The sequence below is a fragment of the Dysgonomonas sp. 216 genome (genome assembly GCF_010501065.1).
GTDB lineage: Bacteria > Bacteroidota > Bacteroidia > Bacteroidales > Dysgonomonadaceae > QVMM01.
On record NZ_QVMM01000007.1, the window covers coordinates 160,633 to 175,884 of the forward strand.

Below are 15,252 nucleotides of genomic sequence, written 5' to 3' on the forward strand. Positions count from 1 at the left end.
CAGTCAAGTTTCACAGCTTTATAGAAGTAGAAAAGCCTACCACTTCCCTCCTTTTGAGAGTCTTTTCAGAAAGAGATGATTTTTAGAAACAGAAAAGTAAAAAAACTGTCAGAACTGTCAGGTTTTGCGAAATAAAGAGCAACATATACCAGCAAGCTTCGGACTATAAAGTTATATATCAATATTAGGAGGCTAAAGTCATGGAATATTTTCTACATAATAACCTTTGTTGTTTGTATCGCCATCAACCAAAGTTTCTATTCCCATATTTTTCGCTTTATGTTCGTTATATAATTCTTCATAATCGCGTGTATAAAGGGCATTAGGTACCACATTCAGGTCGAATGTTATACTATACAAATTATTGGTCTCAAGGTTTGCATAAATGTCGATGTAATGTTTCACATATCCCACATTTTTACGGCTGTCGTATTTCAACTTTAAAAACCCATTAGCACCCGCAGGTAATACCTTAAAAGAAGATTCGTCTATCAATATGCATCCGCACGAGGTATGAATATCCGTGATAAACAGCGGATTGTTCCCCGTATTCTTTATCTCATAAAGTATTTCGAGCGATTGTCCCCTCTGAATAGGATAATAATGCCTGTTAGGATCGTCAATCTCTATTGTTGTTTTTTTATCCCTGATATTGCATGAGCTTAACAACACAACAACAAAGATTCCCAGATAAGCGCATTTAAAAAATCGTGTTTTCATATTCCTCGTTCTTTTTTAAATATTAATACAACCTGATTTCGTCGCAAGCTATTGCATTTTTGCCTTCGTTCCGAGGGCGAAGTATTTTTATCGTTATATTATCGGCATCGAACACATCGACATCGGCCTTAGCACAAACCGTATACATATTATCGTTTACTGCATATCCGTCTTGGATCTGTATCTCTTTATACAGAACATTATTCTTATATATCATTACTTTTTCGGGCGCATATAAGCGATGCTTATTGGAATTCAGAAACCTTATTTCTAATTTTTTTGCCAATTTGAGAGACTGCGACTCAAAAGTTACTTCCAGATCATCGTTGCTAATAATCATCCAACCCTGATGATAATCGTTATCGAAGCCCAAAACCCCATCGTTCAATAACCTTATATTGTCATAACCGTCATCAAGCTTCGACGAAGTTCTTAAAGGAATCCTTGTTAGAAGGTTTGTAAATGAATCGTTGTTTCTGATAGCCGCCCAATTACGCAAATAATCGTTTATAGCGCCATCAGACTCTTTGTAGTTATTCAGGTCTTTGTATTTACTATGCTGAGCCAATCTATTACAGATTAAATCGATATAGGGTTTCACAATCATTACCTTGTTACAAGAATGGGCATAGCCATATATTCCTCCTTTCTGGAAGTAAGCAACTTGCAAACGTGTATAGCTTAATGCCGTACGTAGTTTCTCAAGTTTTGCCTTCTCTTCATTTTCTGCAATACCAATAAACATATCGAGCGAATCGTACATCTCAACAAATTGGCGGATATCAAGATAAGTATCTGAGATTTCCTTAAATCCGCCATACATATTATAGGGTTTACCCCCTGCCTCGAATTTATCTTCGAGCAACAAATAATAGTCTTTCAACATTCTGCCCGACACAGGGTAGGCGCTATCAAAAAACACACTACATAAACTATCGACCGACAAATTGGTGTTCATCATCAATGCCGCCGCCACATAAGACTTCAAGTCATCGAATGGAGAATAGTCGTAACCACTTGCATTAAGAAACACCCCATCAACACCTTCCGATTTATAAAACTCCAGCTGCTTTTTCAAACCTTTTAAAACAGGTATAGGGGTTAAATAATCGTCGAAATTGGCTGCATAATCCCATATATATACTTTGGAAGTACAACGCGACCAGTTTTTCAATATCTTCAGAAACTCCTCAGTGCTTTTCCCATTTTCAAGGGCTACACCTTTAGGCAGGTCTATAGTGCTAATCATTACCCCTGTGTTGCTAGGCCATTTTACATTTGGAGGGTACTTAGTGGTTAAATATGCTGATGTGAAAAACGTATGAAATGGAAATTCCTTTGCCAACCTGATAACTAGGTCGGAAACAGCAGGGGTTGCATTATTGGACGTATTCCCTTTTTGGGCACAAAGTTCGCAATTGCATGCTATTGCATTATCGTTAGGCATAATCATAAAATGCTGCCTGTACGTTTTCGAAAACCCGAAATTATCAACAATGTATTCCTTTATACGCTTAAAAGTAACCTCGTTCGAAAAACAATATTGCGAACTTACAACATTGTTATTCTGCTTGGCATACACAGCATTGTCGTTTTCTTCTTCCTCGTTTTCTAATGCAACATTCAGGTTATGCCCCCATATTCCCCAATCAAGCTCGACGCTGTTAGTACCGTATATTACATTATTCTTCTCTTGCAAGTTGGGCCGAAAATAAGGTTCCCGATATTCGAAGTCGAATTTTACTTGCTGAGTAGAACAATTGATAACAGCCGGAGGCAAATCGTCTCCGACTATTCGTCCGTCACAATTGGCCATTAGTTTAACAATCTGCATCGCTAACCAAAGCATAGTTTTTTTACTGCTTGCATTTAGCTTTACATAATCTTTTTTGTGCTCAACACTATAATCGTATGGCAAGTTCTCATCTACATTTATTTCTATCGACTTATAGCCATCAGAAATTTCAGACCTTTGTACTATATTTTCCCCCTTAGTCCTTGTGTTTAGTTCCCTAAACATATAATCGGCACACTCGATGCTTTGCCTGTTTTCGATGTTCAGGATACAGTACCCATCCGACTTTAAAGCAGAATTGCCTACACCTCCGGAACAGCCTAAAGACACTACACTAAACAGAAACAGTAGCTTAATATAGTTTTTAGAAGTTAACATATAGCTGAAAATGTATATTATATAGGCTTCGGTAACTTTTACCATTATTGTTCTCATCTTTTGTGCTTTCGTAGTTATGGCAAGTGCCCAATATTCCGGCTGTTACTCTATCATTTATCATATAACGTCCTCCGGCACCCAACATAACATTAGTAACCGAAAACCCTCGATATAGATCGTAGTTGATAACATCGACATCGGGAGCCGAACCAAAACTACCCATTGCATAAATAACACCGTTGTCTATTGCTTCAAATCTTGCCTGTCCCAGCAAACTGTAATAATAATTCGATTTGATGAGAAAAGAGTTGAAGCGAACATTCAACCACCACGGATCAAGTTCTTTCGCAATACCTCCCACTATGTTTATCAGGTTATTTTTATCGGTCATACGCCTGTACCCCGCACCAAGTTCAGCCTCCCAACCTGTTCCAATAGATTTATATACCGAACCACTTGCTATAAACGAGGCAAAATATTTGCTGGCCATAGCCACATCTATTCTCGAATATAAACCGTTACTCCAATCACGAGTCCATTCAACTTGCCCTTGCACACCTTTTCCCTCTTGCCTGCCCGCATAGTTGAACCTACCAGTATAAGCGTTTTTCTTCTCCTTCCGGGTATATTCAATAGTTTCGACAGAGGTATGTTCGTAGCTATCGCCAAAATTACTATGCAGATAACTCAAGCCTATCTGATTTTTGTAGGTCTTACTTTTTAAGAATTTAAGATGTCTCGAAAATGCATCTACTTCCAACAAACCAGGTTCGTAAAGCTGTAAATAGGCATATGCTAAATCGTACTGCTTATTTTTTTCATAAGCAATAGCTTTCCAATAATTCAGGGTTCTATTTTTCGGATCATAAAGCAGAGCATTGTCAATAACTGCTAAACCTTCGATCAGTTTCGAATCGTTTATCATCCATTTGGCATAATCTGCACTAACCTGCGAATGTGCATTAATCAAATCTTTATGATAAGGATTTTCCTTAATAGCGGGCGATAATATATCGAGAGCTTCTTCATATTCAGCCTTTAAATTATGAGCCTCAGCCATTTTTATCCGGAAAAAAATATCATCCGGATTTTGAGTTAAGGCCTGTGTTGCATATTTTGTCATATCCTCGGCATTCTTTATATGTGCCGATACATTTATTGCATATCTGAGAGCTTGTTTACTCTGTGGATTTGTTTTCAGCCACCGTTCGGTCAATATTTTAGCCTCTGCAAACGAATAATCTTCGATAAGTGTTTTTGTGCAATTGGCAACCAATTCTTCATAACCACTTACAAAACGCTCTTTGTCTATAGGATCAACATTTTGCAGTACTTTCTCATATTCGGCTAAAGCCTTCTCAAACTTATATTGCTTTAGATATACTTCCGAAGCCTTCATACACCATTCATGCTCATCGGGGTAATAGTATTTAAGCCGATCGGCAATAGACAGGGCGTTGTCAAACATTCCCAACTCGAAATAGCAGTTATATGTCGAAACCAAAGCCGCCTTTATCATTTCTTCCTCCCCAAATTCTATAACAAAATGCCAATGAGGAAGTGCCCGTTCGTAAAGTTCCTCATTCATATTCTGTTTTCCCTGTTCGAACTGGTATAAAGTATACTGATATAAAATATCTGTATCCTTAGGGTACAATTGGTACAACCGTATTATTGTTTGATTGGCTTTCGACTCTGCATTCATACGCTTATATACTTGAAGTTCTTTCATCAGCAAACCTTTATCTTCGCCCTTAGCAGTCTTCACTTTTTTTATAGCATCAAGGGCATCGTCAAACTTTCCACTTGTCGTTGCAGTATTCACTACATAGTTGAATGCTTCTTCATTTCGGGGATTCTGTTCGAAAATAATCGAATACAAAGTATACGGATCGGTAGTACGATAATGACGGGCAGCTATCTCGGTATAGTAATTATATCTTTTCGATAAATAGGCTTTATGTTCGCTTGTCTTCATACTCGATTTAATAAAGTCGAAAACCTCGCCATACCTGTTCATCGCACTCAAAATATCTGCTTTTTTATCTATTAATTTTATACTGTTTGGTATATTAAAAACACCTCGTTCGGCTACAGTCAGGGCTTTTTCGTAATCGCCCAGTTTAAGGCAATTATTTATCAGCTCTAAATAATATGCTTCGTTAAACGGAGCCTCCTCTATCATTCTGGTATTCAGCGTAACGGTTTCGTCTAAACGTCCTTGTTTTTTTTTAGAGTTAGCTTCTTCCTCAACATAATATAAATACGCTTCCTTGATTTTTATATCATTAGGATAAATCTGATTCAGACGCTTTAGTAAGCGAGTTGCTTCCACATGATTTCCCTGTAAACGGTATACTTCTATCTTTTTATTCCATAAATCCTTCCAATAAGGATTCACCTCCAACAATTCGTTTATATAACATATTGCACTGGAATAACGAGCCGATTCTATCTCTACATTTACCAGAATCTGCTTAGCATAAACATTATCTCTGTTATATTCTAAAGCTTTCACTAATTCGAAACGAGCCTTGTCATAATTTTTAATATGAAAATAATACTTACCCAGCAACATTCTGAAATCAGAATCGTTTGGGTACTCCTCTAAAGCCTCGTCCAGTATTTTTTTCCCTTTGCCCCAATTTTCAGTCTGAAAATGGTTGCTGATTGCTTTAGCATAATTATCCCTGTCATCAAGATATATGGGCTCTATTTGGGCTTTACTCTGTATACTACAAATTAGTAAGACCTGAATTAATATTATATGTGTAAATTGTTTCATTTCCAAACTTCAATTAGTAGTGTCGTCTGTTTGTGATGTGTTTTGTTTCTGATCGAATCCTTGTCGTTTCATTGCTCCCCATTCGAAGTTTTGTCTCGACAAAAAGTCTACATATCCTTTTAAACTAAAAAATACAATAAGAGGATGATACAATATGAACTCGACCAATGAAAGTCCGAATAATTTTAGATATTCCCGAAATCGCTTGTATAACTTCTTTACCGTAAGGTCGAAAACGATAGCCAATGTAGATACGGTTACTCCTAACAAATATACATATCCTAATAAAAGCAGTGCTGTTTCGAAATTAACTTGTTTTGTTAAAAGGAAATACATCAATATTAACAAGCCGACTCCCTCTATAACAGGTGCTAAAAACTCGAATAGAAAAATATAAGGCATTGTTAGAAATCCGGTCCTTCCATATTTTCTATTAAAAAGGAATTTACGATGAACTATAAATATCTGCATCAGTCCTCTTGCCCAACGTGTGCGCTGTTTATTCAGTACTGATATACTTGGAGGTCCTTCGGTCCAACAGGTGGTAACAGGTATATAAGCTATTTTATATTCTTTATTGAAATCTCGCATATAAGCAATCATGCGCAGTATCATATCCATATCTTCGGCATGCGAAATAGGATCGTAACCTCCGGCCTCAATCACAACCGATTTGTCGAACAATCCAAGCCCACCCGATACATTAGGAACTGCATTTATTAACGACCATCCCATTTTACTGACAAGATATGCCCGTAAATACTCGGTTTCCTGAAAACACGGAATTATTCTTCGAGGCGGACGCACACGAGTTATAACACCACCTTTGTCCACTTCGCAACTATTTGCCATTCGCATAGTTGCACCTACGGCAATTACCTGAACTGTAGAATTTAATACAGGCTGTATCATTTTTAGCAGAGCATCCCTCGATAAAATGCAATCGACATCGGTACAAACAAAATAAGGATAAATTGAGGCATTAATACCTGCATTCGAAGCATCGGCCTTTGTTCCTCCATTTTCTTTATCTACAACCGTTAAACGGGCATACTTGGGATTGGTCGACTTAAAAATCCGCTTAAATGGCTTGGTTTTAATTTTCTCGATATATGCAAAAGGCGTTTCAACCAGTTCGTATTGCTCAATAAGCAGATCCAGAGTCCGGTCTTTACTGCCATCGTTAACAATAACAACTTCGAATAGCGGATAATCGAGCGTAAGCATCGAGTTTACATTTGCGACAATGGTTTTTTCCTCATTATATGCCGGAGCAATAACCGAAATTCCCGGCGCAAACGGCGAATCTTTTAATAATTTGTCTTCTTTTTTTGTAAATCTCCACTTATATTTTTGAATATTTATGAAACTCATCGAAGTAAGTACAATTGTTCCAATTACAATGAGAGTAACATAAAAGAAGATTTGATAATGATAGAGGTTAAGCAAAAATTCTTTCATAAAGGTTTCGGGTTATAAAGTATTTCTTTAGTCGTTTTGTTTGTAATTTGCCTATCGTATCAATACGACACTTGTTTTATCAGCGGATTACTTACATGTTCAAATATGAGTCGGTTAAAACCTTCTTCTTCCTTCTTTAGCGTTGAGAACAGTTTTTTACCCGATTCTCCATATTCGAATATTGTATTGGCAATAAGCAGCTTGCTTTCGTCATTATGAGCACTATGGTAAGCACTACGAAGAAAATCGAGAGCTTTGCCCGAATTTAAATTCCCAACTGCATTTACTATACAGTCCTGAATATATTGAGGTTGAATAGCATAGTCCTTTATAAGATATTCTTCTGCTTCTTGGTGTTTTAGTTCTCCCAAAGCATCAATACAATGTTTCCAAAAATTAATATCTGTGGAGGTATCTAACAATTGAAGTATAAAAGGACAGCAATCCGTTTGTTTAAAATGCTTTATTTCGTCGATAAGGAAACATTTGAATGCCAAATTATCTGAATTCTTGATCCATTGAGTTAAATTAGGTAATCCTTCGTGCGAACGTCTTTGCAACATCCTGTGTATTTCTATTTTATCCCAATTATTAAATGTTTTATCAAAATCTTCATCCAAAAATTTGAAAGGAGAGTGTTTGCTGAAATACATATACGACGAACGGGCTCGTTTCCGCAAATATTGATTACGGTTATAGGTCAGAGATGTAATAATAGACCCGGGAATCTCAATATCTAAATCGTCGAGTTTACGCAAGGCCTTTTGCCTCAAAGCCAAGCTTCCGTACTTAAGTTTTCGTTCCCAAAAATTGCGCAAATCGAAAAACTCTATTACCATCCTATAATTCTTCAGGTTTACATACCGTTCCGAATCGTGTATCTTCAATATATTGTTTGTTAATATTCGTTTTTCCTTATCTTTTAAGTTATTTACCTTACAGTTAAGCTCTTCGCTTATTTCGTCAATATTATACATCCTTTCGGACACAATAATATTTCTGGCTTTTTCCAGATAGTTATTCCCATGTTTTTTTTGCAAGCGCCTTTTCTGATAGAAGTTCGTCCGAAGCTGAAGCAACTTAAAAACAGCAAATAAATAAATGGGAGTAAATATGGTTATCGCAAGTATTGCCACCCTTATAACAAAAGGGAATCCCAAATAAGAATAATATAGATAGTATAAATAATATTCTAGAAACATAAATAAATGATTTGAGGTATAAATGATTTGAGGTAAAAACGCTTTGATTGTAATATCCTTGATTGTTATTCGGCAAAAACCAAATGTATTTATATCTACATTACAATAACAAAGATATTGATTAACTATTCCTTGGGGTAAACGATATTATTCCTTTTACGAAAACCTTAAAAGCCTTTTTATCGAAACTTAAACCGAAAAACATTTCCTTTAAAAAAGTGTGTTAATTTGGGTTTTCATTTTTCGCCACCTTTTTGTAATCAGCCAATATTTTCGTCGATATTTTCGAATTTCGAAAATCGGACGATTTATAAAAATCATCAAACGTAATAGAAAAGCCCAGAGAAGGTATTACATTTTATTTACTCCATATTAAATTAGCCAACAGAATAAAGAATAAGAGGAAGTTTCGGCAAGGTGTGTTCTTTTATTATTAGAATGTTCTAATTCAAAGTAAATGATTATTTTTGTATTTCAAAAAATGTAACATAAAGTCATGGAGTACAATTTTAAAGAGATCGAAAAGTATTGGCAGAAGTTTTGGGCCGAAAACAACATCTATAAAGTAACTGAAAACAAAGATAAGCCTAAATATTATGTGCTCGATATGTTCCCTTACCCTTCGGGTGCAGGATTGCATGTGGGTCATCCTCTGGGTTATATCGCGTCCGATATATATTCGAGATTTAAACGTTTGAATGGCTTTAACGTGCTTCATCCTATGGGATACGATGCATACGGATTGCCTGCCGAGCAGTATGCGATACAAACAGGTCAGCATCCGGCAATAACAACCGAACAAAATATTAACCGCTACCGTGAGCAGTTAGATAAAATAGGCTTCTCTTTCGATTGGAGCCGCGAAATACGCACATGCGAACCCGAATATTATAAATGGACGCAATGGGCGTTTGTTAAAATGTTTAATTCGTATTATTGTTACGATGAGCAGCAAGCCCGTCCGATTGAAGAACTGATAACGGTTTTCGAAACACAGGGATCAAGCAATATGAATATTGCCTGCGGCGAAGAATTGCTATTCACTGCTAACGAATGGAAAGCTAAAACAGAAAAAGAGCAACAAGAAATACTTTTGAATTACCGCATTGCTTATCTGGGCGAAACAATGGTGAACTGGTGCCCCGGACTGGGAACTGTTCTTGCCAACGATGAGGTAATTAACGGTTTATCGGAACGCGGTGGATTTCCTGTCGAGCAAAAGAAAATGCGCCAATGGTGTTTGCGTGTATCAGCATATGCCCAACGTTTGCTTGACGGTTTAGACACAATAGACTGGAGCGAATCGTTAAAAGAAACTCAAAAGAATTGGATAGGACGATCGGAAGGTGCCGAGATGAAATTTAAGGTTAAAGACTCCGATATTGAGTTGGAAATATTTACCACCCGTGCCGATACTATTTTCGGGGTAACCTTTATGGTGCTTGCTCCCGAAAGCGAGTATGTCGACATGTTGGTAAAACCCGAACATCGCCAGTCTGTAGACAAATATCTGGCAGATACTAAAAAGAGAACCGAGCGCGACCGCATTGCCGACCGTAAGGTATCGGGAGTTGAAACAGGTTCGTTTGCTATAAATCCATTCAACGGAAAAGAAATTCCTATCTGGATTGCCGATTATGTATTGGCAGGATACGGTACAGGAGCAATTATGGCCGTACCGGCACACGATAGCCGCGACTACGCTTTTGCCAAACACTTCGGGTTACCAATTATTCCATTGATAGAGGGTTGCGATGTATCGGAAGAAAGTTTCGACGCAAAAGAAGGTATTGTTACCAACTCGGGCTTTTTAGACGGATTGACAGTGAAAGAAGCTATCGAAAAAACGAAAGAGTATGTTAAAGAAAAAGGTATTGGTCACGTAAAAGTAAATTATCGCTTACGTGATGCAACATTCTCTCGTCAACGTTATTGGGGCGAGCCATTTCCTGTATACTATAAAGACAATATGCCTTATATGTTACCTATGGAATCTTTACCATTGGAATTGCCCGAAGTAGACAGGTTTTTACCTACCGAAACCGGAGAACCTCCATTAGGAAATGCAACCAAATGGGCTTGGAATACTGTTAGTAATAAAGTAGTAGAAACATCGGAAATAGATAATAAAACTATATTCCCGCTTGAGCTGAATACTATGCCGGGTTTTGCCGGTTCTTCGGCATATTACATACGTTATATGGATCCTCATAACGATAAAGCTCTGGCTTCGGAGGAAAAAGACCAGTACTGGCGTAATGTAGATCTTTATATTGGCGGAACAGAACACGCTACAGGGCATTTGATTTACAGCCGCTTCTGGAACAAGTTTTTGTTCGACATCAACGCTTCGTGCGAGGATGAACCTTTTAAGAAACTTATTAATCAGGGAATGATACAAGGACGAAGCAACTTTGTATATCGTATAAACGGGACTAACAAATTTGTATCGCTTAACCTGAAAGATCAGTACGAAACCAGCCAATTGCACGTAGACGTAAACATTGTAGATAATGATGTTCTTGATCTGGATAAATTCCGGGCATGGCGACCTGAATTTGCGTCGGCTGAATTTGTATTGGAAGACGACAAATATATTTGCGGTTGGAGTGTCGAAAAAATGTCGAAATCGTATCATAACGTTGTAAACCCCGATGATATTGCTGATAAATACGGCGCCGACACATTGCGTTTGTACGAAATGTTCCTTGGCCCTTTGGAGCAATCTAAGCCTTGGGATACAAATGGTATTGACGGCGTATTCCGTTTCCTTCGCAAATTCTGGAATTTGTTCTACAACGGAGAAGAGCTGTCGGTATCGGACGAAGCGCCAAGCAAAGACGAATTGAAATCGCTACATAAACTAATTAAAAAGGTAACTAGCGACATTCAGAATTTTTCGTTTAATACGTCGGTTGCTGCATTTATGATATGTACCAACGAGCTAACCTCGTTGAAATGCAATAAACGAGCAATACTTCAAGAGTTTGTTGTAGTGCTTGCTCCTTTTGCGCCTCATATTGCCGAAGAATTATGGCATAAATTGGGTTACAAAACAAGTGTATGCGACGCTCAATGGCCCGTTTACAACGAAGAGTATCTGAAAGAAGATGTTATTAATTACACAATATCTTTCAACGGGAAAGCCCGTTTCAATATAGAGTTCGCTGCTGATGCCACTAACGAAGAAATAGAAAAAGCTGTTCTCGCTCACGAGAATTCGGCTAAATGGATGGAAGGCAAAACACCGAAGAAAGTGATTGTGGTTCCCCGCAAAATAGTGAATGTTGTAATATAAGTAAAAAGTATACTTTAAATAAAAAAGTCTGTAATGCTATAAAAAATTACAGACTTTTTTATTTTAGCTTGAATCATTAAATAGCTGAATTAAACATCACAAATGTAAAACATTTATTCAAATAAAATCGAGAGTCAATTTTTCTAATATCTTTGCATACTAATTAATTGTAAATTAACTGTTAAAACTAAACATATGCCTAAAAGGTATTTAAAAGATTTTTATTGGAAAGACTATCTGAATATAACTATCGGATTGGTGCTTTATGCAATAGGTTTGATTGGTTTTATCAAACCGGGAGGTATTGTAACAGGAGGCCTCACTGGTATTGCTCTTTTAATAGAATATGCTACAGAAAGCAAAATACCACTCCAAAACACTTATTTTGTAGTAAACTGCGTTTTGTTGGTTTTCGCTTTAAAGGTGTTAGGCTTTAAGTTTCTGGTAAAAACAATATACAGTGTTATTGTTCTTACGCTTTTTATAACCATTGCGCGCGCTGTTATAGACAAACCTTTTATAGCTGACGAACCCATTTTGTCGGGCGTTATAGGCGGAATGATGTGTGGCGCAGGGATAGGTCTGGTATTTAGCGCAAACGGAAGCACTGGAGGAACTGATATTATTGTTGCCCTGATAAACAAATACCGCAATCTGGCATTCGGTCGTGGTATGCTTCTATGCGATTTTGTAATAATATGCTGTTCGTACTTTGTGTTTCAGGACTATACCAAAATAGTAGTTGCTTTAATAGTTATGGGAGTGATGACATACACTATTGATATGGTTATAAACGGATCCAGACAATCGGTTCAGTTCCTTATCTTTTCTCAGAAATACGAAATTATAGCCAATGCCATAAACAAAGAACTCAACCGCGGATGCACCGTTCTGGACGGAACCGGATGGTACTCTAAAAACCCAACTAAAGTGATTGTAGTTCTGGCAAAACGCAGCGAAGCTCTGAACATGTTTCGACTAATAAAAAGTATCGACGAAAAAGCATTTATCTCACAAAGTAATGTGCGGGGAGTATATGGCGAAGGCTTCGACAAGATAAGATAGAACTGAGAATAAAAAAACAATCAAATTTTCGTTCAAAACGCTTGTTATAGACCGAAAATTATGTATATTTGCACCGCAATTGCAACATGGTGGTTGTAGCTCAGTTGGTTAGAGCGTCGGATTGTGGTTCCGAAGGTCGCGGGTTCGAGCCCCGTCTTCCACCCAAAAGAGAATACTTAAATGAGTATTCTCTTTTTCATTTAAAGGCTTTTATAAAAAAAACCAGTGAATTTTAAATCCACTGGCTTTTCCTTTATTTAATATCTTTACCTTCTACTCCCATTCGATGGTTGCCGGTGGCTTCGATGAAATATCGTAAACAACACGGTTTACACCTTTTACTTTGTTAATAATCTCATTCGATACTTTAGCCAAAAACTCATACGGCAAATGTGCCCAATCGGCAGTCATAGCATCGGTAGATGTTACGGCACGCAGAGCAATTGTGAATTCGTATGTACGCTCATCGCCCATCACTCCAACCGATTTTACAGGTAATAATATTGCTCCGGCCTGCCATACTTTATCGTATAAGTGATATTCTTTCAACATACTTACGTATATATCATCAGCATTCTGCAATATTTCAATCTTTTCGGCTGTTATATCGCCCAAAACTCTTATTCCTAAACCGGGACCCGGAAACGGATGACGTTTAATTAGATGCTCCATCATACCCATTTCTATGCCTACCCGACGAACCTCGTCTTTAAATAACAAACGAAGAGGTTCAACTAACTTTAAGTGCATTTTTTCGGGTAATCCACCAACATTATGATGCGACTTAATAACAGTTCCCGTAATAGATAAGGACTCGATAATATCGGGGTAAATAGTACCCTGACCAAGCCATTTTATATCTTTCAGTTTATGAGCTTCTTCATCGAAGACCTCTATAAAGCCTTTACCTATAATTTTTCGCTTTTGTTCGGGATCGCTAACACCTGCCAATGCCGTATAAAATTTATCCTTAGCATTAACACCTATTACATTCAGCCCAAGGTGTTCGTAATCTTTAAGCACACGTTCAAATTCATTCTTACGCAACAATCCATGGTCGACAAATATACATGTTAGATTTTTACCTATCGCTTTATTCAATAATACGGCCGTTACTGAAGAATCAACCCCTCCCGATAACGCCAATATTACTTTGTCATTACCTAATTGTTGCTTTAATTCGGCAACAGTTGTTTCAACAAACGATGCCGGCGACCAATTTCTCTTCATCTTACAGATATTAAGGAAATTGCTCAATAATGTTGTACCGTCAGTTGTATGAAATACCTCGGGATGAAATTGAACACCCCAGGTTGGTTCGCCCTGAACTTTATATCCGGCAACCGCAACATCTTCGGTACTTGCTATAATTTCGAATGTAGATGGTAGAACCGTAATAGTATCTCCATGTGACATCCACACCTGAGAACCTTCGGATATTCCGTCAAATAACTCGCTATTTTTAATAGTTTTTAAATGTGCACGTCCGTATTCACGAGAGTCTCCTTTTTCAACTTTTCCTCCCGATGTATTGGCTAGGAATTGAGCGCCATAACAAATTCCCAAAACAGGATATTTACCTCGTATTTCAGTAAGGTCTGCAAAAAAAGCATCCTTATCGTTTACCGAAAACGGGCTTCCTGACAGAATAACGCCTTTTACAGTATCATCTCCTAACGGAAACTTGTTATAAGGAACTATTTCGCAATAGGTGTTAAGTTCCCGCACTCGTCTTCCGATAAGTTGAGTGGTTTGAGAACCAAAGTCCAGAATAATGATTTTTTCGTGCATATAATTTATAGTGTTGTATTTAAAAATACAAAGATAATCAATTTATAGATTCATCATTAATGTTTTAATTTAATTGATAAAAGCCTTAATTAGTAAGACCGGTAAACAATATTAACGAAAAAGCGTTTAACAAATACATAAGCTAAATAATTGAAAATATGACACAACTACTAAAAGAGGCGATAAAAAATCGTCGTTCTTATTATGCACTTAGCAACGAGTCTACCATTTCGGATAAAGATATTGAGAATTTAATCGAGTATGCGATAAAACACATTCCGTCGGCTTTTAATTCTCAAACAACACGTATAGTATTATTGTTAGGCGATAACCATAAGAAATTATGGGACATTGTAAAAAATGTATTGAAGGACAAACAAAACTTTGCAAATACCGAAGCTAAAATAAACACAAGTTTTGCTTCGGGACATGGCACTATCCTATTCTTCGAAGATCAGGATATTGTTAAAGGCCTACAGCAAGCCTTTCCTTCTTATAGCGACAATTTTCCGTTATGGTCGGTACAAACATCGGCTATGCATCAGTTTGCCATATGGACAATGTTGAGGGATGCCGGAATGGGAGCTTCGCTACAGCACTACAATCCACTGATAGACGAGGATGTAAAAAACACATGGAACTTAAATCCCTCATGGCAACTAATAGCACAAATGCCTTTTGGCAAACCACTAAGCGAACCCGACGACAAAGAACATTTGCCCGTTGATGAGCGAATAAAGGTTTTTAAATAACACCA

The 15,252-nt window shown here is 37.4% G+C and carries 9 protein-coding genes and 1 tRNA gene; 4 read left to right on the forward strand and 6 right to left on the reverse strand.

Annotated features, from left to right (window positions below; translation table 11 throughout):
• Window positions 1-198: 198 nt before the first annotated feature.
• The 5 genes from D0T53_RS06050 to D0T53_RS06070 are packed head-to-tail and all read right to left on the reverse strand — an operon-like array spanning window position 199 to window position 8,341.
• Window positions 199-720, reverse strand: a complete 522-nt coding sequence (locus D0T53_RS06050) for a DUF1573 domain-containing protein (RefSeq protein WP_163266093.1) — start codon at window positions 718-720, stop codon at window positions 199-201.
• Window positions 721-742: 22 nt separating this feature from the next.
• Complete coding sequence (locus tag D0T53_RS06055) at window positions 743-2,950, reverse strand: DUF4838 domain-containing protein (RefSeq protein WP_163266095.1); 2,208 nt, start codon at window positions 2,948-2,950, stop codon at window positions 743-745.
• On the reverse strand, window positions 2,880-5,678 hold the full coding sequence (locus D0T53_RS06060; protein ID WP_163266097.1) for a tetratricopeptide repeat protein: 2,799 nt from the start codon (window positions 5,676-5,678) through the stop codon (window positions 2,880-2,882). Before D0T53_RS06060 ends, D0T53_RS06055 begins: the two co-directional genes overlap by 71 nt.
• Before the next feature lie 9 nt (window positions 5,679-5,687).
• Window positions 5,688-7,139, reverse strand: coding sequence for a glycosyltransferase (locus tag D0T53_RS06065; protein WP_163266099.1), 1,452 nt, complete (start codon window positions 7,137-7,139; stop codon window positions 5,688-5,690).
• A 59-nt stretch (window positions 7,140-7,198) separates the two neighbouring features.
• Window positions 7,199-8,341, reverse strand: coding sequence for a HEAT repeat domain-containing protein (locus D0T53_RS06070; RefSeq protein WP_221411504.1), 1,143 nt, complete (start codon window positions 8,339-8,341; stop codon window positions 7,199-7,201).
• 496 nt (window positions 8,342-8,837) lie between these two features.
• Here D0T53_RS06070 and leuS point away from each other — a divergent pair, with 496 nt between their 5' ends.
• The 3 genes from leuS to D0T53_RS06085 all read left to right on the forward strand — a co-directional run bounded on the left by leuS (window position 8,838) and on the right by D0T53_RS06085 (window position 12,868).
• Entirely contained in the window at window positions 8,838-11,639 is a 2,802-nt protein-coding gene (leuS, locus tag D0T53_RS06075) for a leucine--tRNA ligase (protein ID WP_163266102.1), read from the forward strand.
• Window positions 11,640-11,834: 195 nt separating this feature from the next.
• On the forward strand, window positions 11,835-12,704 hold the full coding sequence (locus tag D0T53_RS06080) for a YitT family protein (RefSeq protein WP_163266104.1): 870 nt from the start codon (window positions 11,835-11,837) through the stop codon (window positions 12,702-12,704).
• A gap of 88 nt (window positions 12,705-12,792) precedes the next feature.
• Window positions 12,793-12,868, forward strand: a tRNA-His gene (locus D0T53_RS06085).
• Window positions 12,869-12,977: 109 nt separating this feature from the next.
• On the opposite strand, the gene guaA is transcribed toward D0T53_RS06085, so the two are convergent.
• On the reverse strand, window positions 12,978-14,495 hold the full coding sequence (guaA, locus tag D0T53_RS06090; protein WP_163266106.1) for a glutamine-hydrolyzing GMP synthase: 1,518 nt from the start codon (window positions 14,493-14,495) through the stop codon (window positions 12,978-12,980).
• 158 nt (window positions 14,496-14,653) lie between these two features.
• On the opposite strand from guaA, the gene D0T53_RS06095 reads away from it, so the two are divergent.
• The gene (locus D0T53_RS06095) at window positions 14,654-15,247 is read left to right on the forward strand and encodes a nitroreductase family protein (RefSeq protein WP_163266108.1); all 594 of its coding nucleotides are present in this window, start codon (window positions 14,654-14,656) and stop codon (window positions 15,245-15,247) included.
• Window positions 15,248-15,252 lie beyond the last annotated feature (5 nt).

Excerpts from the sequence above, each read along its gene's own strand:
- D0T53_RS06050 (WP_163266093.1), bottom strand. The coding sequence starts at position 720 with ATGAAAACACGATTTTTTAAATGCGCTTATCTGGGAATCTTTGTTGTT.
- D0T53_RS06055 (WP_163266095.1), bottom strand. The coding sequence starts at position 2,950 with ATGAGAACAATAATGGTAAAAGTTACCGAAGCCTATATAATATACATT.
- D0T53_RS06060 (WP_163266097.1), bottom strand. The coding sequence starts at position 5,678 with ATGAAACAATTTACACATATAATATTAATTCAGGTCTTACTAATTTGT.
- D0T53_RS06065 (WP_163266099.1), bottom strand. The coding sequence starts at position 7,139 with ATGAAAGAATTTTTGCTTAACCTCTATCATTATCAAATCTTCTTTTAT.
- D0T53_RS06070 (WP_221411504.1), bottom strand. The coding sequence starts at position 8,341 with ATGTTTCTAGAATATTATTTATACTATCTATATTATTCTTATTTGGGA.
- leuS (WP_163266102.1), top strand. The coding sequence starts at position 8,838 with ATGGAGTACAATTTTAAAGAGATCGAAAAGTATTGGCAGAAGTTTTGG.
- D0T53_RS06080 (WP_163266104.1), top strand. The coding sequence starts at position 11,835 with ATGCCTAAAAGGTATTTAAAAGATTTTTATTGGAAAGACTATCTGAAT.
- guaA (WP_163266106.1), bottom strand. The coding sequence starts at position 14,495 with ATGCACGAAAAAATCATTATTCTGGACTTTGGTTCTCAAACCACTCAA.
- D0T53_RS06095 (WP_163266108.1), top strand. The coding sequence starts at position 14,654 with ATGACACAACTACTAAAAGAGGCGATAAAAAATCGTCGTTCTTATTAT.